Here is a 22,899-nt window from a genome sequence, read left to right as displayed (position 1 = left end):
TTCTGCTCTGTCCTGCAAAAACACGATCTAACGCTTTTAACGGCTGATCAAAATACAACCAGAGCACCTCTCCCAGCCACCTATAAAGACATTAACCATGTTAGCATCAACCAGCCTGAGGTATTTCTGCCATAAAAAGTTGGCTGTGCGACAATCTATTCATCTTAACTTTAAAGAAGTAGCATCGCTGGAGATTTGCAATTCCTTCATATATAAGTCATCTTTCATAATCAAGCTTCAGGAGAAGCCGGAAATAACGAGCTTTTACCTGCCATGATTTTTAAATATCCACCAAACCAGTCATGCCGTTAACTCTCCCATATTGCCCTGCTTAAAAATCTAAGGTAAGCCTTATAGGGACACATTTACCTTCTAATAGATAAGTGATATTTATCATGTCTGTAAAATAATAGTCAGGTTCTTGCCTGCTTCCAAAAATATCAAAAATATTTTAAACTTAGGGCAGCGCTAGAGGGAGTCTCTTATATATCTCCTGACTTAAAATTTAAGTTCTATAACTACTACGCTCATAGAATCTGAAAAACTCAAACGCTCAAATCATGCAACGTACGAAATAATTTTTACTATCAACAAACGACCAAATATAAATAGCTTGGTTTCAGGTATTAAGGAGCCTCTGAATAATTCCGTAATGCCTCTGCGGGTCTTGAAGGTTGCAGATGTTAGGCGCAGCTCGCCGCGAATGGCCGTAGCCCTTTGCAAGAGCTGCAACGCAGCAGCTGTGGCCTTCAAGGCCCGCCCTTCGGGGCTTGCATAGCGATTCACACTCCGCGTTGCGACTTCTTGAAAGGTCTAGACATTCCTGCGAAGCCGCGCCTTGATTGTGAACCGCTATGCATGCCAGAGGTATCGCGGAGTTATTCAGAGGCTCCTTAAGTGCAATCCTTTTATACCGCAAGCAGATCAGCTTGCAGCCCTATAAATAACTCATTCGGTGACCTTCCACCTCGACTCGCTCTTGGTCTACTATTCAGGCGATCCATTACAAATTGAACCTGCTCGTCTGTTACCTTATTAAAATCGGTACCCTTTGGGAATGAGGCCGTTAGTATTTTCATTGATCCCTCTCTCCCAAGATGAATATGGGTGAGTAAAATAAATATGAGCTTCTAAGCCTTCTGCAATTGTTTCATGACCAGCAAACTCAAGACCATTACCGAAGGTAATTGTTTTGATTTTTTCTTTGAAGTTCACCATGTGACTAACCGCTGCTTCAGCCAATAAGCCTGATCGTTTACCTGTTAATCTGACAATAACAGTAAATAGCGCTTGCGTTCAACCATGGTCAGCAAAGCTCCACCACGCCCCTTGCCTATAACGGTATCACCTTCCCAGTCACCTATCCGATTTATCCGATCAACAACCGCTGGTCGTTCATCTATGCTCACTCTGTTTTTGATCTTTCCGCGTCGATCATACTTACCGTAGCGCTTACGATAGGGCTTTGATGCAATCCTAAGATGCTTGTATAAGTCTCCACCATTTGCCTGATCTAAATAAATGAGTTGGTAAATCGTCTCATGATGTAACGATACACCTGTATGTCTCTTTAAATAGCTTGCAGTCTGCTGAGGACTTAATTCTTTCCGAGTAGGATGACTATTTGTTGCCACACTCCATCAGTCACTTCTGTGCCTTATACGCTTGCCTGCGTCTAAGCTCCGAAAGCTTATGCGCTTACCCTGGGCGATATCCTCGCAAACCTGTATTGCGTCGTAGCTCTCGGCTGATCGTTGCGGGGTGCCTCTCTAACAATTTTGCTATTGCTCTTTGAGAGTGTCCGGATTTTTTAAACTGTAAATCTGGTATCGTTCGTTCTCGCTCAATTGGTAGTAGCTCATCAGTGCCTTTCTCTTGGTCGGGAGAGGTGCCGACTCTACCAGCTGAGCCCTCCCTTACCAATTGCACTTATTATCCGAAACCAAGTTACATTACATTTGTTCCAAAAATAATAAAGCTCCTCTTTTACGCCTCCTGGCTGGGCGATGGTATCGCATTCCTCCGCTATGGGGTCGCTGAATTCAGCGATAGCGCTTAAAACTACAATAGGAGCCCCAAAAACCTCTGAATCATTATCTTTCAGACGATGTACAAATACTTCGGTATCACCTAGAGCAAATAATTTAGGATATCCCTTGTTAAGAGCTTCTATGTCAGACATACCTATACTTTTTGAAGTGCTATCGTTTTCGCAAACACCAAAAAATAAGATGAAGAAAGAAATAACAATAAATTTAAAAACGTTGTTTAGCATCATGATTCAGGTATTACATTTAACAGTTTATTAAAGAGCCAGTGGCTCACTATCCGTGAGGCCACTATTTCTGAAGTAGACCTTTAAGCTATGTAAAAAAGCCTTTATTTACAGTAGGTAAAAAATTTTGACCAAATAATAACCAGAAATAGTCAGCCATCGGCTCAAATCGCCTGGTTTCATCTCTCGCTCTTGAACACATTTTACCCGCAATTACATCAATAAGTTAGGGGGGAACTTTCTGCAGATGTAAGCCATGGCTCTATAATTCGGGGCTTCGCACCGGCGGTACGCCCATTCCAGTACTGAAAGCAACGACTAGTATCACCCACTCAGAATTGCCATAGCCGCAATCGAGCTATGCACAATAAGTCGTCCGACAGTATCATAATACCATCAGACACCGGATCGGAAGCCTCCCCCCTTAAAGTAGACGCCACCTTATATTCATCTGGGCTTTTGAACCCAAGTGAACCATGTCTTCTTTTAAAATTATAGTGCTTATCAAGATACCAAGATAAGTTAGTTCTTAGCTCCTCAACGGATTCAAAATTAAACCCTTTGAAACTCTCAGTTTTCAGTGTTTGAAAAAATGATTCTACATACACATTATCATTCATAAATCCTGGACGGTTCATGCTCGGCTCAATACCCAGTTCCTTGAGTCGGTTTTGGTATGCATGAGCACCGTACTCAGAACCTCTGTCGCTGTGAAATATTGGATCTGATTCTATATTTCTGCGACGGACAGCTTTATTTAGCGCTGACAGTGTTAGCTCAACAGTTCGAGTGTCCGACAGCTCCCAACCCAACACTTTCCGGGAGTAAAGATCAATAATCACAGCTAAATATTGCCATTGCCCATTGATTTTCATATAGGTTACATCACCAGCCCATTGAGAGTCTGGTTTACTCGGCATATCATGCTCTCTTTGTAAATTTTCAACCTAAATGCAAGGATTTCCAGGCAAAGGGCGTCGGCGATAGATCCTTCCGGCTTTCCCCACGATTCCAGCCTCTCTCATAAGGTGTTCAACGCGCTTGTGATTTATTCGTTCACCATTAGCTTTCAGCTCTGCGCTAATTCTTGGGCTTCCATAATTACCATCATGCTGCGCATAGATAGCTTCGATACATCCAAGAATTCGCCTATTTTCTATGTCTCGAGTGCTCTCATCACGGTTGAGCCACTTATAAAACCCTTGGGGTGAAACATTCAAGTATCTACATAAGTACCTGACACCAAAGTCTGATCGATTACGAGCTATGAACGAGAATCTTTCAGCTTTGGATCTTTCAGGTACATTTCCCACTTTTTTAGGAAATCATTCTCCTTTTGCAATTTCTCAACCTGCTTTTTTAGACGTCTTATCTCTTTATCATCAGTTTGAGACTGAGTTTTCGTTGTCTTTGTCATACTTATTCTACGACTGGGCTTCTCGACCAGCTTGCCTTCTCTACTTTCCTGTCGCCATCTAAACACCATTACTGGATGCAAACCAATAACGTTGGCGATAGTCGTCGTATCTACTTTCAGTTGATTAGTGAGAGCTACCACTCTAACTTAAAACTCTGTTGAATATTCAACAACCCGCTCTTCACTCAGTATTTTCGGCATTTTTTCCTACCTTATTCAAAAGGTAGGCGTCTACTCAATGGGGGAAGGTTTCCGCGCGCCGCGCTGAGTTTAATAAATTCTTTAATTACCTAATGGCTGAAGGCTTGAGCAAACTGGAAAGCAACCCCTTCACCACAGCCGACGATCGCCCGCGCCTGCTGGAAAAGGGAAAGCCCATTAAAAAGCGCCAACGCTTAACCCTGGAAGCTTACTGGACCATCTATGACAAGGCCGGGGAATTAGGCTATGAAGCGCTTCAGGTCGCTATGGGTATCAGTATGCTAACTACCATGCGTCGCGCCGATATCTGCGAACTGAACTTTGAGAAACACCTGCAAGGTGACAATCTACGCAAAACGATTAATAAATCTGAAGCGCAACGGGACAGCCTTGCCGCCAGCCACTTAAATTTTAATTTAAAAACCCACCAACAACTTGGCAAACTTATAAACCGCGCGAGAGAACTCAGCCTAAGGAATTATCGCTGCCCCTATTTACTAAGCCATACACCTAAGCAACGGAGAACGGGAAAAATCAAAGAGCATGTTTGCCAGGTAATCCCCGACCGATTGAGCGATATGTTCACCGAAGTTCTCAACGCTACCGGTCTCTATATCGGATTAACCAAAGATCAAACCCCACCCAGCTTCCACGAAGTACGCAGTCTGGCTTCAGACCGGTTTAAGCGTATGGGGTATGATGTGGAATCAGTGCAGCAGTTAATGGCGCATACTGATGAGCGGGTCACGCAGGCGTATCAAGCTAGGCATGGCATCGATTACGAAGAAATTGCTATTTACCTAGATGAGCAGGCAATCGGTCGAGAGTTTTAAAAAAGGGCTAGGAAAGCCCTTTTAATAATTTCGTTACTAACTCAGCCCTAGGTATCAACCCAAGTTAGTAGGAGCAGAGCGAACTTACTCACCTTCTACGGTTAGAAGCTCAGCACTGCCATCAACAACAGTAATCATCTGGTTATTACTACAAGGATAGAGATTTATCCCATTGGAAAAACTAGAGAGGATATGCTCAGCGGCATCCTTAAAGGGTTGATTCCCGTAGTGAGGTAACGGGTAGAAATCCACAAGGTTCAGCCCCTCATAAGACTCTAAACCCTTTACAACATCGGCATTGTCCATCTCCTGGATATACGCAATATTCGGTGAAAGTATGACAGAACCTGCCGACTCACCAATATACGTTTTACCGGATTTTACCTGTTCTAGTAGGATTTTATCCGCCCCACTTCGCCTGAGTTCTTGAAGCAGAAAAAACGTATTGCCGCCAGTCACATAAATGTATTCATTATTCTTAAGTTTACTTTCAATTTCACTGATTGAGGCTGTGGATACATCCAAGTTATCCACAGTAAGGCCCAGCCTTTCGAAGGCCCGCCTTGCATCATCAACGTAAAAATCAATTTCTTCGGGAATACTTGCAGTTGGGATAAATGTAACCGCTTTCCCTTCAAGACCTCTCTCATAGCCTCCAATTACATCAGCAACCTCAGCGAGATATGAGGTCAAGAACAGTTTGGTCATGTGTTTTAATCCCTTAACGTATAAATCGAATCAACTGCCTAATATTGAAAGCACGCACTCTCTAAGGAAAAAGCTAAGAAGCTCGTTACAAAGCCACAGGATTATCATACAGTCATTGGAGATGACAAAATTGACCTATATCTACATCATTAAAAACACAAAGGCAGAATGAAAAAAAAGGCCATCTTAGCTTTTAACTAAAAGCTCAAATTGAATAACGGCACATACAGGCATGGCTGATGAACCAGGGGGGGTAGTTAAGTTGATATGAAAAGCAACCTGGATGGGCAAGAGCTTTCAAGGTAGAAATTTCAGACGAAAAAAAAAGGGCCTTAAGGCCCTTTTTTCATTCTTGCGAGTTTTTGTTCACCGGATAAGAGGCCGTGAACCTCTTCTCGCAACGCCTTGAAGTACAAGGGAAATTTGGTGGAGCTAAGCGGGATCGAACCGCTGACCTCAACACTGCCAGTGTTGCGCTCTCCCAGCTGAGCTATAGCCCCAAATTTTGTTGCTTGACGTTTCCGTCGAAAGCGGGGCGCATTTTAGCAAGGTTTAGGCGCCTGTCAACAGAAAAAATAACTTTTTAATCAATTAGTTAGCTGCTGACACCATAGGCCCCCGGAGGCTGCCGCTTCCAGGGGCTCACCAACGCGAATCAGCCTTACTTGAGTCCAGCGTACTCTTTTTCCCAGCGCTTCAGCACCTTCTTCCCGGCACCGCCCAATACGTCGATCGCCTGACGCAGGCGGGCGCGGCTGAGATCGGGGCCCAGGAGCACCATGGCTTCCATCACGGAGAAGGACGCAGTGGTGCCGCTGATGGCGACAAACAGTGGAGCGTTAAAGTCTTTTAGCTTGATTTCCATGGCCGTGGACAGCGCCTTCACCGCCTGGAAGATACTGTCCTTGTCCCAAGCGCGAAGGGCTTCCAAACGCCACAGGGCAAACTGGAGTAGCTTCTTCTGGTCATCCAGGGGCAGCTTGTTACCGCTGAAGCTGTCTTCGGTCAGGGGCAGTTTGCCAGAGGCGAGGAAGCTAACCAGCGGAGCAAAGTCACCGAAGGTTTCCATGCGCTCTTTCGCCTGGGGCAGAACCTTAAGCAGGTTGTCGCGGTTAAACATCCACTCGGTCAGGCGATCGGCGAGTTGCTCGTTTTCCAGTTCACGAATCCACAGACTGTTCAACCAGGACAGTTTCTCTACATCGAATACCGGGCCACCCAGGGAAACACGCTTAATATCGAAGTGCTCCAGCATCTCTTCGAGAGAAAACTTCTCGCGCTCATCCGGCATGGACCAACCCATACGGCCCAGGTAGTTAAGCAGTGCTTCGGGCATAAAGCCGGCGCGCTGGTAATACAGGATAGAGGTGGGGTTCTTGCGCTTGGAAAGCTTGGTCTTGTCCGGGTTGCGCAACAGCGGCAGGTGGCAGAGCACCGGCATTTCCCAACCGAAGTATTCGTACAGCAGTTTGTGCTTGGGTGCGGAGTTGATCCACTCCTCACCGCGAAGAACATGAGTGATCTCCATCAGGTGATCATCCACCACGTTCGCCAGGTGGTAAGTGGGCATACCATCGGACTTGAGCAGAATTTGTGCGTCTACTTGGGCCCAGTCGATTTCAATAGTACCGCGCAGCAGGTCTTCAATTACACATGAGCCCTCTTCGGGCACGTTCATACGCACCACATAAGGTGCTCCGGCAGCGCGTCGCTTTTCCACTTCCTCTTCAGGGAGCGCCAAGTCGCTGGGCTTCAGTGCGATGCGACCTGCTTCACGCAGTTCTTCGCGGAGCTGCTCCAGCTCTTCCGCAGTGCGATAGCAGTGGAAGGCGTGCCCTTTTTGTACCAGCTCATCGCAGTAAGTTTTGTAGATATCCCCGCGCTCACTTTGGCGATAGGGGCCGTGGGGGCCACCAACGTCCGGTCCTTCCTGCCAGTCCAGCCCGAGCCAACGCAGGCTGTCGAGAATGGCTTTCTCCGATTCCGGGGTACTGCGCTGCTGGTCGGTGTCTTCAATGCGCAATACAAACTGGCCGCCTTGAGCGCGGGCAAAACACTGGTTGAAGAGGGCAATATAGGCTGTACCAACGTGGGGATCACCGGTTGGAGACGGTGCGATTCGGGTTCTTACGGTCATGATAAACCTGATTGATAAATGGAGGACTCGTTAAACCGCAGGATTATAGCGCTGGCCAGCCTCTTGGCACAGGCGGGGTTTTCTCCTCAATAAGAATATTTACGCGCCATAACTTCATTATTGTGAGCTAATGACGTGACATACATCACGAAAAAAGTATTATTGCCGCCATAAAGAAGGAATGGCTTGACTAACGTATTACCCCAAATTTTGCAGGGGTTTCCGCGAGCAGCTTCTCCCTAAGAACGATAAATTAATCGCTCAGGATGGCATACCATGCAAAAAAATGTAGTTCGCACACTGTTTTCTGCTATTGCAGCAGGTACCCTTTTCAGCATTTCTGCCGCTTCAATGGCCGCTACTGATAGTGCAAGCAGTGATATCACCCTCTCTTTCACACCCACTATTGAGATCACTCGTGTAGACAACCTCACGATTACCGATCCCACTTTGGGTACCGATGCCGTAGGCACCGAAGATTTCTGTGTGGGCGGCCTCGGGTTCTCCACCTACAGCATTACTTTCGACAGTAATGATTCAGTAAATGATACTGAGTTCACCCTTACTGACGGCACCAACAATGTCCCTTACAGTGTTGGTTTTGATAACAGCACCTCCGGTACTTTTACTACTGTTACCGAGGGCGATGCGCTGACAGGCCAAACCCGGAATATTGCTTCCTGTGGCTCCAGCGATAACGCGCGCTTCCAAATCACTGTGGCCAACAGCGATTGGGAAACTGCAACTGTGCTAAATGGCACCACCTATACCGATACCCTGCTGATCACTGTCGCCTCCGAGTAACAGTAAAGAGTGGCTGGCCCTGCCAGCCATAGCTCAATATGGCAGGACGTCATCTGGGGCGCCTTGCGCTGGCTTTGTGTCTGGTGCAAGCCTCTTGCCCCGATGCCCTTGCAGCGACCGCAGCGACTTTCCTACTGGAAACCTCTGCTCCTGAAGGGTTTGATGATCTCACCGAACCCCAGCAACTCGTGGTGGATCTCTACTACGGTGGCCGGGAAATTGGTGCTGCGCAAGTCACAATAGATCCGCGCTTTGTTCGCTTTGACTCCCCGTCTGAGGTACTCGAACTGTTGCCCGAAGTTCGCGATACCGAGCGAATTCTCTCCATCCTCGAACGACCGCAAACAAGAAACAGTCACCATGTATGCCGCTCAAACCGGCAGATTGGCTGTGGCTACTTAATGCCCTCGGAGTTTGCCGTTATTTACGATGAGCAGCTCTACCGGCTGGATCTTTTTTTCTCACAAGAACTGTTGCCACAACAAGCGGCAATCAATGACCCCTATTTGCCGGAAGCGAGTTCTGACTTCTCTGTCGTACAAAACCTGAGCGGTTCCTGGAGTGGGGTTGAAAGTGATTGGGGCCCGGACAGCTATAGCGCTGCATTAAATGGCAACACCATAGTGAGCTTTGGTGAAAGCGCTCTGCATTCACAATGGTCTGCGGCCTCAGAGCAGGACAGCCGGATCCATAATCTATATTGGAGTCGGGATTTTCAGGGGCAAGCCTATTCGGCCGGCCTTTTACAACCCCAAGGGGGCTTTGGCTATTTCCGGCCTCAGGAAGCGATCTATGGCGTAGAGCTACGCACTTCGCAGCGCACCCGAACTGATATCAGTTATCAACAGGGGGCGCCGGTTGAAATTAATATGCCGGTGCGCGGTAGAGTCGAGGTATATCGGGATGAACGACTTATCCACACCGAACTACTGGAGGCCGGCAACCGCCTGTTAAACACCTCTACCCTACCCCACGGCGCCTACGATATTGAGGTGCGCACCTACGATGAAGCGGGGCGGGTATTGAGCCGGCATCTCGAATTCTTTGCCAAGGATTCGCTACTGCCGGCCCCCGGTGAGTGGTTTTGGAGCTTGCAGGCAGGCTTGCCCACCCGCAGTTTTTGGGGCGACACTCTGCCGGACCACTACGAAGAAGGAATTATTACGGCCTCTATCGCACGCCGTTTAACGACCGGATTGGGTCTTTTTGTTTCTGGCGCCGCAGCCGAGGAGCAGCAATTGTTGGAAGTCGGCGGTCGCTGGATTGGCGAAGGCGTTGAAGTCTCCCCAAGCTTGGTCACATCCGGTGATGGACGCAGCGGATACCGATTGCAGGCATTACTTAAAATGCCCTACGGGACTTTTAGTGCAGTAAAAACCGAGCTGGATGTCAATACAAAACCGTTCAATAACGATAAATATACATTGCTGCCGGGCAGCTATTCCCAAACAAGTCTGAGTCTGCGTACAGCGGTACTGGGAGGACAGCTATCCCTAAGATTCAGCGAGCGGGACCAAAACCAACTCCCCGGCAGCATCGACAATGGCGATTCACTGAGCAGTGCCCAGAAGTTAAAAACCCTGGAGTTCCGCCACCCCTTTTTTAAAAGCACCCATTGGCTCGGCAACGCCACTCTGTCCCACAGTGATGCAGACGGCGAGCAATACACCAGTCTGGAATTCCAGTTCCGAATGCGCTCCAAACACTGGCAACACACCGCTAATCTCTATAGCGACAACAGCGAACAAAGCACTAGCAGCGAGCGATTTGCACTGCAAAGCCGCTGGTACGACCGGGATTTATGGGCGGCTGAATTTGAACAGCAGCTTTCTGTGGAAGCATCCCCTGAAGCCAATTACCTGGAGGCCCGTACGCATTTAGCGGGACATCACGGATATTTGAATACTGCAGTTGGGCTTTACGATGATGATGAAGGCCGTGCGATCAACTACCTCGGAGGGTTCAGCACCAACCTGATTGCCACAAAAAATTCCCTCAATTGGGGCGGTGAGCAAAATCTCCAGAGCGCAGTTATCGTAAATATCGAAGGCAGTGAAGATAAAGATTTTGAAGTTTTGGTTAATGGCAGCCGCCGTGGATACGCCAAAGGCGGCACAACGTCAGTGATTAATTTACCGGCTTATCGCAGTTACGACCTTTCCCTCCGGCCCCTGGAAGAGGGCTTTTTCGATTACCGGGAAACCTCCGAAACCATTACCCTGTATCCGGGCAATGTGGGCGCCAGCAGCTACCAAATACTGCCACAAATCCTGGTACTGGGCCGATTAACCAGCCTTGGCCAGGGGCTGGCAAATACAGAAGTAATCATTGGCGAACACTCAGCGAAAACTGACCAATACGGCGTTTTCCAAATGGAATTCCACGGTGAACATAACACCATCCTAAATACAGAAGTTCGCTGGGGAAATTGTAAAGCCTCAATCGAGGCCACTTCATCAGGTGATAGCTGGCTCAACCTGGGAACCATAGAAGAGTCAGAGGCCAAATGCCAGACTGGGCAAATAGCAGAGGTAAGCCGTGTCCATAACTAAGAAGCTGCACAAACTTGGCCTGGTCTCTGCGCTGTTGATTCCGCTATTTAATATACCAGTACAAGCCCAGGTAAATTGCTCCAGCAATAACGATTTGCGAGTTTGTGGCCTGGAAGATTCACACACTATTGATTACGAATCAGAACCTAAAGAAATTCAGTTCACTACCCGAAGCCTGCTGGGAAGCTGGACCCTGCGCTACGATGTAGAAGTGAGTCCGCTCAGTGGATCTACTTTCGCACTATTTGCGGACAGTGGTGAACAGCTGGATATTGATATTTCATTTCGAGCCAATAACGGCACCACGGAAACACTCAGTCCAGGAACTCAGTCCGCTACTTTTGCTGGCACCAGCGACGATGCAGATACTTATTTAGTGATCGAGCTGGACAGCAGCCAAATACCCTCTTCCAGCCGCTACTCCGCCAGCTTTGAGATGACACTGAATAATTATTTTATTATTTGGACTGCCGGCACCGAAACAGTTCAGTTTGACATTGTGCTGGACGTAGAGCCAAACATCGCCATTCGCAATCTGGGTGATATTGACCTCAGCAACAGTGGCACCCTGTTTGGACAGGCCATTGAGGGCAGTGAGGACTTTTGTGTTGGCGGTATAGGATTTAGCGGTTACACAGTAAACCTGTCCAGCGCCAATGGCAGCACCGGGGGATCAGGCAGTAGTGCCTATGAATTGGGGGGAAATAGTGAACAAATCCCCTACAGCGTTGCCTTCTCAGACAACCTGGCTGCAACTTCAGGCATTTCCCCGGATAGCCTTGGCGATATCTCCGGCAGTTTTAGCCGAACTTCGGATGAAAACTGCCTTTCTGATAATGCGCGAATTTATATTTCCATTGCGCCCTCAGACTGGGAAAACGCGGGCGAACCTCTCTACACCGATGTACTCACAGTAACGGTGAGCAGCCAGTGAGCTAAATACAAAATAATCCTTTAATCCGCCCAGCCTGCTATAGGCAAGCAACCAATTCTAATTAGCCACTAAGAGGAAAACGAACCCGCTCACTCTGCTGCCCTCGCAGTAAAACTTCCAGCTCGCCGCCAACGGGTTTACCCGTTACTTCGATACTGGTGCCAGCGTATAACCGACCGGTGGCCTCAAGTTTTTCACACTTCTCTTCAGTCACACAATGACGAACTTCCACGACTTCTACATTAATATTGCCACTATTCGTGAGTCGGTAATTATCCCCTTCAGCCACTAAATCAATTTTATAAGCTCCGCCTTTTGGCTGCACAAATACCAATGCCTGATAAGCTACAAGGATTTTTAGTGCCGTTCTGTCACTCTTGATATCACCTACAACGGGTTTAAAAGTCACCCGGTAGACTTTTTCCTCTTCAAGATCTTTATCTAAGGCCATTAAGCGAAAGCGCTTTCTCTCTCCGGGAGCCAGGACAGCTCTTGCGGGGCTGACAAGGAGTTTAAATTCATCAGGATTTATCACCCTGACTCGACTCTCATTATCATGGCCGGGATTATCCACACGGAATATTTCAGTTTGGATATATAGCGTCTCATTATCTGGATTGCTGACGAGAACATCATCCCGGGCGCTGGGAGTATCTTCCAGGTAAAGGACAATTTTATCCACAGACATAGCTGCCATTACTGGCTGGACGACAAAGAATAGCAGTGAAAGCAGTACTTTTTTCATAAAGAGCGGGTAGTCTTAGAACTTCTTATAGTAAGCGCAATATCGGGCTGTTTTATCCACAAGTCAAATCGGAACCTAATGAGCCTCCCTTAAATCAATATCACCAGCCCCGCTAGTAAATAAGAGACAATACTGATTTGCCCTACACCGCCTGAAAAGTAAAACACTGCCAACGTAATAGATCATCCTGACGCGACATACCGCTAGCTCACTCAGTGGCGCGCTATCCATATGGGCAGTATGCAATCGATTCAGCATCATCACTATGTAAAAACCCCAGCCCTCCATTGATAGCCCTCTGGTCCCGTATTTCCTCCCCGTGAACCTTGCAACAGCGGTGGCACCGTCTATTTTTCCTGTATGACCCGGCTCCAGCCAGGGTCCGGTTCATCTCTGGGCAAAGGCCAAATCACGCCCAATTCCAGACGACAATAACACCCGCTTTTCGGACCAGATTCACATGTTAATTGCTCATCGCGGCGACAAGACCCGCCAACCAGAGAATACGATTGCCGCTTTCGAGGCGGCCCATAATCTGGGGGCCTGCGCTATTCAGTGCGATATCCGCTTCAGCGCCGACGGCACCCCCTGGTGCTTCCACGAGGATAGCCTGCACATCCCCGGCAATGACCAGTCCCAGGTCTTCCACTCCCTTAGGGATTCACAGTTACACCACCAGTCGATCAATCGCTTTATCGAGCTGGTAGACTGGGCCAGCTGCCATCGCCACCTGGATTGGTTTATCGGTATCTCACCTGCCAATATCGCCGCCACTGGATTTGTCACCGCCGTTAAAAAGTTAATGGAGCTGATGCACACTGAGAATGAGTCATTCGCTCTACTCACCGCAGACTGCCGCAGCCTCAGAGCCGCCCGCAATATGGGCTGGCATCGGGTTGCCCTTGAGATCAATAGTGTCTCCCGGTGCCTATCTGCCGACATTGTTACTTTGGCGCCAGAATATCTACTAATTCGCGACAGCCAGGTTGAATGTGACGAATTGCCCCCAGGCCCCTGGCAATGGGTTGTCTATGAAATCAACTCAACAGAAGAGGCAGTACTCTGGCGCAAGCGCGGTGCTCACCATATTCTCACCGGCAACTTGCCGCTGCTGATGCGCTCCCGGGAAGCGAGTGATGTCTACGGATTTTGATGTCCTGGTAGTCGGCGCAGGTATACAGGGAGCGGGAGCCGCTGAGGTTCTGGCCACAAATCACTATTCCGTGGTGATACTCGAACAGCTGGGTATCGCCGCCGCCACTTCCTCTCGCTCCTCCAAACTCATTCACGGCGGCTTGCGTTACCTGGAGAGCGGCCAGTTCCGTTTGGTCTACGAGTGCCTGCGGGAGAGAAAGTGGCTACTGGATAACAAGCCTGAACTCGTGAGAATGGTCCCTTTTTATATCCCTATCTACCAGCACAGCAAGAGACCGGCCTGGCTGGTCCGCTTGGGGTTGAGCCTATATAGCCTTCTGTCTGGACTGAGTAACACCGATTCATACTTTCGCAGAATACCCAAATCCCAGTGGGACAGCCTTCCAGGCCTGAATAGAGAGGGCCTAAAAGAGGTCTTCCGCTATAACGATGCGCAGACCGATGACGCAGCCCTAACCCGGGACGTAGTTGCCTCAGCGGTTGCCCATGGGGCGCAGATTATCTGTCCCGGTAGCCTAGTAGGTGCAGAAGTCACTGGGGATGGGGTCCGCGTTGACTATGTTGCTAATGGCAAGCTCAGCACGCTGCGCACCCGGGCGCTCATAAATTGCAGTGGCCCCTGGGTAGCCAACACGAATGCACGCTGTTCACCGCCAGTGGACATGCCCCCTATCGACCTGGTCGCAGGTACTCATATTTTATTGCCCCTCTCTCTTGGCGATAAAATCTACTATGTGGAGGCTGATGATGGCCGTGCGATTTTCGTGATGCCCTGGCAGGATAAAACACTGGTTGGAACTACAGAACGCCCCTATTTTGGCGATCCTCGGGATGTCACCCCCACACTAGAAGAAGAGAGTTACCTTCTGCAGACCGTACAGAAATATTTCTCTCAAGCCCGGGAGCTCATTGGAGAAGATATTTGCGAGAGTTATTCCGGACTACGGGTACTTCCGGAAATGGAAAAGAGTCCTTTTGCGCGCTCCCGGGAAACCATTATTTGCTGTGATGATAATAAGAAGCCTAGAATTCTAGCGGTGGCAGGCGGTAAGCTAACCAGCTATCGTGCCACTGCACGTAAATTACTAAATAAACTTGAACCCACTTTATGTGTGGAACCACCCACCCCACCCAATACCCAACATTCCGAAACCGCAAAAAACTCTTCTGAACGCGAGAGAAATATCTAAAATTTCTTCCTCGCAATAGCCCCCATTTACTTTGGGAGCAAGAAAATGGGGAGCAAGAAAAACCTCCTACCCCCGAATTTTGCTATTAACCTTCATCCACATTGGAATTCATTACTGCTAAACACTGACTTCCCGGACCTGAACAAGGTCCCTGCAATACATAAGTGGCACGCTTATCACATCCTGAAACCCCATAAGTTCTGTATCCCAGTAGCTGGATCGTTATTGAGCCCGCATCACAGTTCAGATCAAAAGGCGCCCTTTTAGATACAGTTTCTTTCATTAATGAAGCGCATCCACCCAAAACCAGTACCACAGCTCCCACACTGATTAATTTAAACTTCATACTAAACTCCTTTTATAAATTTTGTTGAGCTTGGCCAAAAAGTCAGAAGTGCACTGCCATCAAAGAAAAGACTGCACTCAAAATAATCGGCTCAGTATTAAGGACGGAGCAATTCTATCTTTCATCACAGAAATCTGTCGGCAGAAGAACATTGTGTTCACTCACTATTTATTTTGCTGATGTGGATAATTCAAATTACCAGCAAGTACAAACTGAATAAAACCTGATCTCTCTTTACCTTGCATATATCAGCCATCAAGGATCGAGTAAGAAGCTCCTGGTATATGAACCCGTTCCAGCTTTGACATCCACCGCAGATCTCTCACACTATTAGTTACACAAGCAACCGATAGGATAAGAGCACCCCTTATAAAGCCCGCCAACCATTATTCGAGTTCCACCTTGCTGTTCCGCAAGCACTCACTCCAGGAAAGGTGCCCGAAGTTTCACAATAAAGCCGCACATCACCATAGGCATCCCATATAATGGCGGCTACTCTGTTTTTATTAGTGTTTTACTCCGCAGTTTATGTCCGAATTTAATACCCACCGTTTCTGTACTGCACCACTTCTCGATTGGAGCGACCGCCATTGCCGCTATATGTGGCGCCTATTGAGCAAGCATGCACGCCTGTATTCGGAAATGGTGACCACCGGGGCAATACTGCATGGTGACCAACAGCGACATTTGCAATTTGATGCAGCTGAGCAACCTGTCGCCCTGCAGTTGGGGGGCAGTGACCCTCAAGAACTGGCTGAATGCGCCCGTGTCGCCGAGGAATGGGGCTATAGCGAAATCAACCTTAACTGTGGCTGCCCCAGTGACCGAGTCCAGTCCGGGCGTTTTGGTGCCTGCCTTATGGCGGAACCGGATGTGGTAGCCGCAGGACTCACTGCCATGCGGGAAGCGGTATCTATTCCGGTTACCGTCAAGCACCGTATCGGCATCGACGATATGGAAGACTACCCAGGCCTGACCCGCTTCGTGGAGGCCCAGGCCAATGCCGGTGTGGATACCTTTATCGTCCATGCGCGCAAAGCGTGGCTTAAAGGGCTAAGCCCCAAGGAAAACCGCGAAATTCCTCCGCTCAATTACGACATGGTTTACCAGTTGAAGAAAGATTACCCCAAACTGCAAATTGTTATTAACGGGGGGATCAATTCAATTGAGGAATGCCAGCAACATTTAAGCCACGTGGATGGTGTTATGCTGGGGCGCGCGGCTTACCAAACCCCGACAATCCTGGCCCAGGTGGACAGCCAATTATTTGGCGGTGAGACCGGCCCGGATGCCATCCAGGTGGTAGAGCAGATGCTGCCCTATATCGAGCAGGAAATGCAGCGCGGACAGCGCTTGAATCATATCACCCGGCATATGCTCGGGTTATTCCAGGGGCTTCCTGGTGCTCGGCGCTTCCGCCGACATTTGAGCGAAAATGCCCACAAGCCGGGGGCGGGTCCCGAGGTGCTTGAACAGGCATTGGCCCAGGTCACCCAAGCCGCTTAGACCGCTTTCAATATGTAGACCAGTGAATAATTAAGGGAGGAACCATGAACAAGTTGGAGCAACTCAAACAGCGCAGCCAGGTTGTAGCAGATACGGGAGATATTGAAGCAATTCGCCGATATTGTCCTCAAGATGCCACAACCAATCCCTCCCTACTGTTTAAGGCCGCCCAGCTCCCTCAGTACGACAACCATATCGCCGAGGCACTTCAGTGGGCCGAAAGCCACCAGGGTGGCTCGAACGCGGAAAATATTGCACGCCTGGCCGCCATCAAACTGGCTGTCAGCATCGGCACGGAAATCTTGCAGTTGGTGCCCGGGGTGGTATCCACCGAGGTCGATGCTCGTCTCTCCTTTGATACCCGCGCTACTATTGACTACGCACGCCACCTGATCGCCCTCTACGAACGCGCAGGTATTTCCAAAGAGCGGGTATTGATCAAGATCGCGTCGACATGGGAAGGCATTGCTGCCGCATCGGTACTGGAGCGCGAGGGAATCCACTGCAACCTGACCTTGTTGTTCAGTCAATCCCAGGCGATCGCCTGTGCCGAAGCCGGGGTAACTCTGATCTCCCCCTTCGTCGGTCGAATCCTCGATTGGCATATCGCCAACAGCGGCCGCGAGTCATTCCCTGCGGAAGAGGACCCGGGCGTAATCTCGGTGCGCAATATCTATGAGTACTACAAGTCCCGAGACTACAAAACCATTGTGATGGGCGCCAGCTTCCGCAATACCGGGGAGATTGAGGCTCTGGCTGGTTGCGATCGACTGACAATCAGCCCTCAGCTATTACAGGCCCTGGAGGACAGTGAGGCACCTCTCGCTGCTGGCCTGCCACCGGTATCCGCAACCAAATCCCGGCCGACACAGGATCTGGCTGAAGCCGAATTCCGCTTTCAATTGAATAGCGATGCCATGGCCACTGAAAAGCTTGCCGATGGCATCCGGAACTTCGTGAAGGATCAGGAACGTTTAGAGCTATTGTTACAGAACCGAGTAAAGGGACAGCAGGAAATTCATGCTGCAACAAATCCGTAAACTGTTTGAGCAGATAGGAAATAGCGTTGATGTTGAAGCACGTGACGAAAAAGACGTGCGGATGATCAGCGCTGCGCTGTTAGTCGAGGTCGCCACTGTCGATCAAAAGCTCGATGAGTGTGAGCGTGAAACGCTCACACAGCTCCTGTGCCAGCACTACTCTCTCGACCAGACTAGTGCCACAGAAATAGTCAGTGAAGCTATTGGCCAACGGGACAGAGCCACATCCCTGTTCGAGTTCACCCAGGCGGTGAATGAACAGTTCAGCGAGAGAGATAAATACCTGCTGATTTTACAGATGTGGCAGGTAGCTTTTTCAGATGATGTTATCGAGGCTTTCGAGGAGCACCTGATTCGCAGGGTGGCAGAGCTAATTTATCTGCCACACGGACTCTTCACCAAGGCACGCGCCGAAGCGAGGGATATGAAGCGTTGCTAAGAAAGGGAGATTTCCAGAACTGGGGATTAGGAGAGAATAAGCGCTAGTGATAATGCGCCGAAGATTTGGCAACCGGGGAACATTCTCGCTCCAGGGTATGTACCAAGTCGCGAAAAGTCTCGGCGTTTTGCTCGTTCATGCTCATCAATACCCGGTGAGCTTCCAGCACCTTTTCCCGCGCAGCACACTCGTCGGGGCTATTACATACCAAAGGCGTGGTGGGTACGCTCATATCGTGGACCGTATCGCTGATTTCAACCAACGAATCAAAGCCCATAGCGTCCAATAGATGGCGGATACCTTTACCCGCAGAGAATACCAGCGGCTTATCACAGCCCCGCTCCAAAGCGCGAATAGCAATCTTCGCCATCAGGCCGAGGGTCGTACTATCAACACCTTCTGCACCACCGAGATCAAATGCCACTCCGGCAAAATCACCCCGTGCAAACATGTTGTCGATAAAGCTATCAAATGAGGTACAAAGGTTGAGACGAACATCACCTACTAACTTGATGACGTAGATGCCCTGGTGGGCCCCAACCATAATTTGCCCGGACTGCATAACAACCCCTGGCTCACCCGAATACACCTTTTGATAGAAGTGCAGGCGGATGGCAAAAGTTCACTGGTAGAGAACACAATAGCATTTGACGTTTTTGGCGCCTAGTGCAATTTTGTGCATAAAGTGGGCGGAGCTTACTCCTGACTATGCAGACTGACAAGTGCGATAAAGCACAAAATTCGACTTCATAGTCGAAGACTATCGATAGAAGTTTTAGGCATTACTGACGGCCTAAAGTGAGAATCGTAATATCGTCCGGAAGGGCACCAAAAGTATCCATTTTTAGAGACTGACAGAGCCTGTCGAGTTCTCCCCCACTCTCTGAAATAGCCTGCAAAAGCTGGGCCTCTTTATCAAGCAGATCGCCCTGTAATAATTCAAGTACACCGTCGGAACAAGCGACCAGGCGCCAAGCGGGCGGCAGCTCAGCACGCATCACTTGCCAATCACCCCGTTCAAATATACCCAGGGGGCGCCCTTTTCCCGGCAACCAGTCTGCACCTGCCTCACTTACCAGGGCCGGCATAGGTATTTGCCCGGCGACGGCATAGTGCAACTGCCGGGCACTACTATCCACAACCCCGACAAACATACTGGCGTGCTTGCCCAATTTTGTGGATAACAACTCGCCATTGACCAGATTAAGGACATCCAACAAGTCATCACTGAGGGAATCCAGCTGGGCAAATAAGGGGCGCTCCCGCAAGCGATGCATAATACTGTGCTTAATCAGGGCAGTAACCAGCGCAGAAGAGACACCATGGCCCGACACATCGACCAGGTAAAAGGCTACAAAGCGCTCACCGAACAAGCCGTAATCAACAAAATCACCGCTCAGGTACAGGGAGGGAACCAGCCGGTAGGATGCTTCCACACCACTGGGGTAGTGATAGGGGGTACGGGGAAGTAAATGCTGTTGCAGTAAACGGCCAGCTTCCTGGTCCCTGCGCAGCAGCTCGACATGATCCCGCAGTTCACTGTTGCGACGCTCCAAGGTCACTTTATATTCGCGATTCTGCTTCGCCAGGTTTTCTTCACCGCTGATACGGCAGATCATGCGATCAATAGCCGCCGCTTCTTCCAAAGGTTTAACCAGGTAGTCTTTGGCTCCAAGGCGCATCGCTTGGAGTACATCATCGGCAGCACTGTCTGAGGCAATAATTACTGCGGCCACTTCTGGGGCTATGCGCTTTATCCGCCGCAACACTTCCAGCCCACTCATATCCGGCAAATAGCGATCAATCAATACGATATGGAAAGCACCGGGGCTGAACTGGCCGATGCCATCTTCCCCGTTGTTGGCAACACTTACCTGGAAGCCAAAACGCGAAAGCGCCCCTCGCAAAAAATTGCGGGAGCGCTCATCGTCGGTAAGCACCAGGCTACTGGGGCCGGCCATATAAAGGCTCTAAAAAGTTATCTGCCCTAGGTAACAAATCAGTAGTCGGAAGCCTCTTCCACTTCACCCTGATCAATTGCCTCTGCGGCCTCTTCTTCAGTTTGAACATCCATTTCACCATCGACAATCAAATAGTCGCGGCGCTGCAGGTAAGCATCCCGCAAGAGTACATAGCGATCACCATGCAACAGGGACTCCGCTTGCAGCAGGCTGGCACGGCTCTGAATGATATCTGTACCCTTCAATGCATATTTGGTCGCGTCGTCATTTACATAGGTCAAGGGGTTGGTGTAGTAATCCACGACCCTGGCAGGGGTATCCCGTACAGTGGATGGACCCAGTAGCGGCAAAACCAGGTAGGGGCCAGAAGGCACACCCCAAACAGCCAAAGTCTGGCCAAAGTCCTCGCCATCACCCTGCTCGAGACCCATGTGCTGGGCAACATCCAGAATACCGACAATACCTACCGTGGAATTCACCAGGAAACGACCCGCGTCATTGCCCGCTTGGCCCCATTTACCCTGCAGAACATCATTAAAAGTATTGGTAACTTCGCGCAGATTGTCGAAAAAGTTGCTGACACCGTGCTGCACGAAAATCGGGGTAATTTGGCGATAGCTGACAGCGGCGGGCTTCAACACATAGCGATCTGCACCATCGTTGAAGGAGAATATGGCCCGATTAAAACCTTCCCAGGGGTCGCGAAGTGATAAATCTTCGCCCTCGGCACCACCAAATTCATCGGCAGGATCAAAGCCGTACTCATCCTCGAGAGACAGGCCCCCGTCATCGGCACTGGCATCCTCTGCTCCGCTGGTATCTACCGCAGCCGGGTTTTGAGCTGCACCACCAAACGGATCTTGTTGCGCTAGCGCCCCTACTGGAGTAACAGCTATCAGAGTTGCCATTAACCAGGGCGATAAAGTTTTGCTTCCAAGCACAACCCTGCTCCTCTTATATCAAACTAGTGAGACCAAGGATTCTAACGCCCTAGTAATTCGTAAGCTACCCTCGGCAGCATAGCAGCTGGGATTTGCCAAAGATAAAGGAGTTTCAGGCAATCACAGGCTAAGCCTTTAAACCGGCAATAACCCCTTTATTCAGTAGTTTTTCTAATAAATCGGCACCAAAATCAAATAAGGAGTCACGACTAATATTGGGTAATTCCTGAGCCATCTGTTCCAATATTTGTAAGCCGGTGTAATCGCCCGCAGAGACCAACTGCAACAATCTGGCGGTGACGGCATTGATCTCCATAAAATTCACTTTGTCGGAACGATCCCGGTATACGAAAAGGAACGTCGGTACCTCCGGCGGCTCTTGGGGCTGAAAATCCGGCCCCAACCGATGCACTGGGTAGCGGTAGCTGAGGCTCCAGACAAGAGGGGAAACTACAGGAACTTGCTGTAAAACATCCCCCTCTATCGCCAGCCCTTCCGGTAATTCCACATCACTGACATCTAAAGCCAACTCTACCCACTCGTAGTGGGCAAGCTCCAACAGGAACGGAGGATCTTGTGGTTGTTCTCCCCGTTCGTTCTGTAAATATGAGAGAAACTCTTCACTGATCTGCAAAAAATACGGGCTAACGGATGTGTGTTTGTGGACAAAATCACGCACCATTTGATGCCAGTTTTCGTCGCTATAAAGACTGCGCAATACCGGGAATCCACTGGCAACAAAGGATTCAATATTGTTGTAAATCAAATCCCGATAAATAGCGACACGCCGGTCCTCAATTTCTGCCGGCGGCGCAACTTGATCCGGTGCGCGCAAATGGGCAGCAAAGTCCCGCTGCACACTTTTGAATGTCTCGGGCTTATCGACGACTGAGGACATAATTCTCTTCCACCTGGTGACTGGCCTGAATGGTTTTAATATGTCCTACTTCTTCGAGTAATTTGGGAATCGGCGGAATATTAAAATCCCGCTCAAGTAGCGTCGGCATCACACCGTGAATATCGTAGGCGCGATCGAGTAGTTCCCACACAGGATCAATAACCGGTGCACCATGGGTGTCCACCTTTAAATCCTCTGCCTCATCATAGTGCCCGGCAATATGTACGTAGCGAATTCTTTCAGTAGGTAGTGCAGATAGAAAGTCCAGCGCATCGTAGCGGTGGTTAATCGAGTTTACATAAATATTGTTCACGTCCAGAAGCAAATCACAATCGGCCTCTTCCAGCACCGCATTTAAAAAAGCCAGTTCAGTCATCTCCTGGCCCGGCGCCGCATAGTAGGAGACATTCTCCATTGCAATCCGTTCTTCCAGTGCGTCCTGGACCATACGGATTCGCTCGGCAACATACATCACCGCTTCTTGCGTAAAGGGAATGGGCAATAAATCGTACAGATGGCCGTGATCTGAGCAATAACTCAAGTGCTCACTGTAACCGCGAATATTGTGTTGCTTGATAAATTTTTTAATGGCTGCAACCAATTCCATATCCAATGGTTCTGGTGCACCAATCGAGAGAGATAAACCGTGAAGTAAAAAAGGAAAACGCTCTGTATATTCCTTAAACCAGCGCCCATAGCGACCGCCAACACCAATCCAATTCTCAGGTGCTACCTCCAGAAAATCTACGGCATCTGTATCAAGGTTTTCACCCATCATTGACCGGCGCAATCCAAACCCAGCGCCTTCTATGGAAAA

General features: G+C 49.3%; 23 protein-coding genes, 1 tRNA gene and 1 pseudogene. 9 read left to right on the top strand and 16 right to left on the bottom strand.

Annotated elements, in window-relative coordinates:
• Window positions 1-558: 558 nt before the first annotated feature.
• The 6 genes and pseudogenes from ACJJIY_RS09270 to ACJJIY_RS09245 form a co-directional block, all read right to left on the bottom strand.
• Window positions 559-786, bottom strand: a complete 228-nt coding sequence (locus tag ACJJIY_RS09270; RefSeq protein WP_445359463.1) for a hypothetical protein — start codon at window positions 784-786, stop codon at window positions 559-561.
• Between the two features lie 122 nt (window positions 787-908).
• A pseudogene (locus ACJJIY_RS09265) lies at window positions 909-1,862 on the bottom strand (IS30 family transposase).
• A 35-nt stretch (window positions 1,863-1,897) separates the two neighbouring features.
• A complete protein-coding gene (locus ACJJIY_RS09260; protein ID WP_444895093.1) occupies window positions 1,898-2,278 on the bottom strand; it encodes a hypothetical protein in 381 nt (126 codons plus the stop codon).
• Window positions 2,279-2,607: 329 nt separating this feature from the next.
• Complete coding sequence (locus ACJJIY_RS09255; RefSeq protein WP_445359462.1) at window positions 2,608-3,195, bottom strand: IS3 family transposase; 588 nt, start codon at window positions 3,193-3,195, stop codon at window positions 2,608-2,610.
• Window positions 3,196-3,222: 27 nt separating this feature from the next.
• Entirely contained in the window at window positions 3,223-3,588 is a 366-nt protein-coding gene (locus tag ACJJIY_RS09250) for an IS3 family transposase (protein ID WP_445355017.1), read from the bottom strand.
• Entirely contained in the window at window positions 3,540-3,833 is a 294-nt protein-coding gene (locus tag ACJJIY_RS09245; protein ID WP_444898285.1) for a hypothetical protein, read from the bottom strand. Before ACJJIY_RS09245 ends, ACJJIY_RS09250 begins: the two co-directional genes overlap by 49 nt.
• Before the next feature lie 164 nt (window positions 3,834-3,997).
• Here ACJJIY_RS09245 and ACJJIY_RS09240 point away from each other — a divergent pair, with 164 nt between their 5' ends.
• A complete protein-coding gene (locus tag ACJJIY_RS09240) occupies window positions 3,998-4,726 on the top strand; it encodes a tyrosine-type recombinase/integrase (RefSeq protein WP_444895095.1) in 729 nt (242 codons plus the stop codon).
• Window positions 4,727-4,810: 84 nt separating this feature from the next.
• Here ACJJIY_RS09240 and ACJJIY_RS09235 read toward each other — a convergent pair whose 3' ends face one another.
• The 3 genes from ACJJIY_RS09235 to gltX all read right to left on the bottom strand — a co-directional run bounded on the left by ACJJIY_RS09235 (window position 4,811) and on the right by gltX (window position 7,571).
• Entirely contained in the window at window positions 4,811-5,434 is a 624-nt protein-coding gene (locus ACJJIY_RS09235; RefSeq protein WP_444895096.1) for a Type 1 glutamine amidotransferase-like domain-containing protein, read from the bottom strand.
• 424 nt (window positions 5,435-5,858) lie between these two features.
• Window positions 5,859-5,934, bottom strand: a tRNA-Ala gene (locus ACJJIY_RS09230).
• A gap of 161 nt (window positions 5,935-6,095) precedes the next feature.
• A complete protein-coding gene (gene gltX, locus ACJJIY_RS09225) occupies window positions 6,096-7,571 on the bottom strand; it encodes a glutamate--tRNA ligase (protein WP_445359461.1) in 1,476 nt (491 codons plus the stop codon).
• Between the two features lie 276 nt (window positions 7,572-7,847).
• Here gltX and ACJJIY_RS09220 point away from each other — a divergent pair, with 276 nt between their 5' ends.
• From ACJJIY_RS09220 to ACJJIY_RS09210, 3 genes are read left to right on the top strand one after another with little or no spacing between them, the layout of a single operon-like run.
• The gene (locus ACJJIY_RS09220) at window positions 7,848-8,375 is read left to right on the top strand and encodes a hypothetical protein (protein ID WP_445359460.1); all 528 of its coding nucleotides are present in this window, start codon (window positions 7,848-7,850) and stop codon (window positions 8,373-8,375) included.
• Window positions 8,376-8,413: 38 nt separating this feature from the next.
• Window positions 8,414-10,927, top strand: coding sequence for a TcfC E-set like domain-containing protein (locus tag ACJJIY_RS09215; RefSeq protein ID WP_445359459.1), 2,514 nt, complete (start codon window positions 8,414-8,416; stop codon window positions 10,925-10,927).
• The gene (locus ACJJIY_RS09210; protein WP_444912169.1) at window positions 10,914-11,861 is read left to right on the top strand and encodes a hypothetical protein; all 948 of its coding nucleotides are present in this window, start codon (window positions 10,914-10,916) and stop codon (window positions 11,859-11,861) included. The genes ACJJIY_RS09215 and ACJJIY_RS09210 overlap by 14 nt, the downstream gene beginning before the upstream one ends.
• A gap of 61 nt (window positions 11,862-11,922) precedes the next feature.
• Here ACJJIY_RS09210 and ACJJIY_RS09205 read toward each other — a convergent pair whose 3' ends face one another.
• Window positions 11,923-12,606: a fimbrial biogenesis chaperone gene (locus ACJJIY_RS09205; RefSeq protein ID WP_445359458.1), complete on the bottom strand. Its 684-nt coding sequence runs from the start codon at window positions 12,604-12,606 to the stop codon at window positions 11,923-11,925.
• Window positions 12,607-13,066: 460 nt separating this feature from the next.
• On the opposite strand from ACJJIY_RS09205, the gene ACJJIY_RS09200 reads away from it, so the two are divergent.
• Both ACJJIY_RS09200 and ACJJIY_RS09195 read left to right on the top strand, forming a co-directional pair.
• Window positions 13,067-13,759 carry a glycerophosphodiester phosphodiesterase family protein gene (locus tag ACJJIY_RS09200; RefSeq protein WP_444934988.1) on the top strand — a complete coding sequence of 231 codons (693 nt, stop codon included), beginning with the start codon at window positions 13,067-13,069 and terminating at the stop codon, window positions 13,757-13,759.
• Entirely contained in the window at window positions 13,743-14,951 is a 1,209-nt protein-coding gene (locus ACJJIY_RS09195) for a glycerol-3-phosphate dehydrogenase/oxidase (protein ID WP_445359457.1), read from the top strand. Before ACJJIY_RS09200 ends, ACJJIY_RS09195 begins: the two co-directional genes overlap by 17 nt.
• A gap of 85 nt (window positions 14,952-15,036) precedes the next feature.
• Here the strand turns inward: ACJJIY_RS09195 and ACJJIY_RS09190 are convergent, their stop codons facing one another.
• Window positions 15,037-15,297 carry a hypothetical protein gene (locus tag ACJJIY_RS09190; protein ID WP_445359456.1) on the bottom strand — a complete coding sequence of 87 codons (261 nt, stop codon included), beginning with the start codon at window positions 15,295-15,297 and terminating at the stop codon, window positions 15,037-15,039.
• Window positions 15,298-15,825: 528 nt separating this feature from the next.
• Here ACJJIY_RS09190 and dusA point away from each other — a divergent pair.
• From dusA to ACJJIY_RS09175, 3 genes are read left to right on the top strand one after another with little or no spacing between them, the layout of a single operon-like run.
• The gene (gene dusA / locus ACJJIY_RS09185) at window positions 15,826-16,803 is read left to right on the top strand and encodes a tRNA dihydrouridine(20/20a) synthase DusA (protein WP_445359455.1); all 978 of its coding nucleotides are present in this window, start codon (window positions 15,826-15,828) and stop codon (window positions 16,801-16,803) included.
• Window positions 16,804-16,847: 44 nt separating this feature from the next.
• Window positions 16,848-17,843, top strand: a complete 996-nt coding sequence (gene tal, locus ACJJIY_RS09180) for a transaldolase (RefSeq protein WP_444906342.1) — start codon at window positions 16,848-16,850, stop codon at window positions 17,841-17,843.
• Entirely contained in the window at window positions 17,824-18,282 is a 459-nt protein-coding gene (locus ACJJIY_RS09175; protein WP_282934160.1) for a tellurite resistance TerB family protein, read from the top strand. The genes tal and ACJJIY_RS09175 overlap by 20 nt, the downstream gene beginning before the upstream one ends.
• A gap of 43 nt (window positions 18,283-18,325) precedes the next feature.
• Here ACJJIY_RS09175 and ACJJIY_RS09170 read toward each other — a convergent pair whose 3' ends face one another.
• The 5 genes from ACJJIY_RS09170 to ACJJIY_RS09150 all read right to left on the bottom strand — a co-directional run bounded on the left by ACJJIY_RS09170 (window position 18,326) and on the right by ACJJIY_RS09150 (window position 22,860).
• Entirely contained in the window at window positions 18,326-18,844 is a 519-nt protein-coding gene (locus tag ACJJIY_RS09170; protein ID WP_282934161.1) for an STAS domain-containing protein, read from the bottom strand.
• A gap of 220 nt (window positions 18,845-19,064) precedes the next feature.
• A complete protein-coding gene (locus ACJJIY_RS09165) occupies window positions 19,065-20,243 on the bottom strand; it encodes a PP2C family protein-serine/threonine phosphatase (RefSeq protein ID WP_413664484.1) in 1,179 nt (392 codons plus the stop codon).
• 38 nt (window positions 20,244-20,281) lie between these two features.
• Complete coding sequence (locus ACJJIY_RS09160; RefSeq protein WP_413664483.1) at window positions 20,282-21,184, bottom strand: MlaA family lipoprotein; 903 nt, start codon at window positions 21,182-21,184, stop codon at window positions 20,282-20,284.
• 127 nt (window positions 21,185-21,311) lie between these two features.
• Window positions 21,312-22,082 (bottom strand): HvfC family RiPP maturation protein, encoded by a 771-nt coding sequence (locus ACJJIY_RS09155; RefSeq protein ID WP_444914687.1) that lies wholly within the window; start codon window positions 22,080-22,082, stop codon window positions 21,312-21,314.
• On the bottom strand, window positions 22,063-22,860 hold the full coding sequence (locus ACJJIY_RS09150; protein ID WP_413665843.1) for an HvfB family MNIO-type RiPP peptide maturase: 798 nt from the start codon (window positions 22,858-22,860) through the stop codon (window positions 22,063-22,065). Before ACJJIY_RS09150 ends, ACJJIY_RS09155 begins: the two co-directional genes overlap by 20 nt.
• Between the last annotated feature and the right edge of the window lie 39 nt (window positions 22,861-22,899).

Source organism: Microbulbifer maximicatervae (SeqCode) (genome assembly GCF_052468155.1).
This window is presented reverse-complemented; position numbering and strand designations above follow the sequence as displayed.

Bases quoted from the DNA above. Each gene is read 5' to 3' on its own strand.
- ACJJIY_RS09150 (WP_413665843.1), bottom strand. From the start codon at position 22,860: ATGATGGGTGAAAACCTTGATACAGATGCCGTAGATTTTCTGGAGGTA.
- ACJJIY_RS09220 (WP_445359460.1), top strand. From the start codon at position 7,848: ATGCAAAAAAATGTAGTTCGCACACTGTTTTCTGCTATTGCAGCAGGT.
- tal (WP_444906342.1), top strand. From the start codon at position 16,848: ATGAACAAGTTGGAGCAACTCAAACAGCGCAGCCAGGTTGTAGCAGAT.
- ACJJIY_RS09190 (WP_445359456.1), bottom strand. From the start codon at position 15,297: ATGAAGTTTAAATTAATCAGTGTGGGAGCTGTGGTACTGGTTTTGGGT.
- ACJJIY_RS09165 (WP_413664484.1), bottom strand. From the start codon at position 20,243: ATGGCCGGCCCCAGTAGCCTGGTGCTTACCGACGATGAGCGCTCCCGC.
- ACJJIY_RS09195 (WP_445359457.1), top strand. From the start codon at position 13,743: ATGTCTACGGATTTTGATGTCCTGGTAGTCGGCGCAGGTATACAGGGA.
- ACJJIY_RS09170 (WP_282934161.1), bottom strand. From the start codon at position 18,844: ATGCAGTCCGGGCAAATTATGGTTGGGGCCCACCAGGGCATCTACGTC.
- dusA (WP_445359455.1), top strand. From the start codon at position 15,826: ATGTCCGAATTTAATACCCACCGTTTCTGTACTGCACCACTTCTCGAT.
- ACJJIY_RS09235 (WP_444895096.1), bottom strand. From the start codon at position 5,434: ATGACCAAACTGTTCTTGACCTCATATCTCGCTGAGGTTGCTGATGTA.
- ACJJIY_RS09215 (WP_445359459.1), top strand. From the start codon at position 8,414: ATGGCAGGACGTCATCTGGGGCGCCTTGCGCTGGCTTTGTGTCTGGTG.
- ACJJIY_RS09260 (WP_444895093.1), bottom strand. From the start codon at position 2,278: ATGATGCTAAACAACGTTTTTAAATTTATTGTTATTTCTTTCTTCATC.
- ACJJIY_RS09155 (WP_444914687.1), bottom strand. From the start codon at position 22,082: ATGTCCTCAGTCGTCGATAAGCCCGAGACATTCAAAAGTGTGCAGCGG.
- ACJJIY_RS09200 (WP_444934988.1), top strand. From the start codon at position 13,067: ATGTTAATTGCTCATCGCGGCGACAAGACCCGCCAACCAGAGAATACG.
- ACJJIY_RS09175 (WP_282934160.1), top strand. From the start codon at position 17,824: ATGCTGCAACAAATCCGTAAACTGTTTGAGCAGATAGGAAATAGCGTT.
- gltX (WP_445359461.1), bottom strand. From the start codon at position 7,571: ATGACCGTAAGAACCCGAATCGCACCGTCTCCAACCGGTGATCCCCAC.
- ACJJIY_RS09255 (WP_445359462.1), bottom strand. From the start codon at position 3,195: ATGCCGAGTAAACCAGACTCTCAATGGGCTGGTGATGTAACCTATATG.
- ACJJIY_RS09205 (WP_445359458.1), bottom strand. From the start codon at position 12,606: ATGAAAAAAGTACTGCTTTCACTGCTATTCTTTGTCGTCCAGCCAGTA.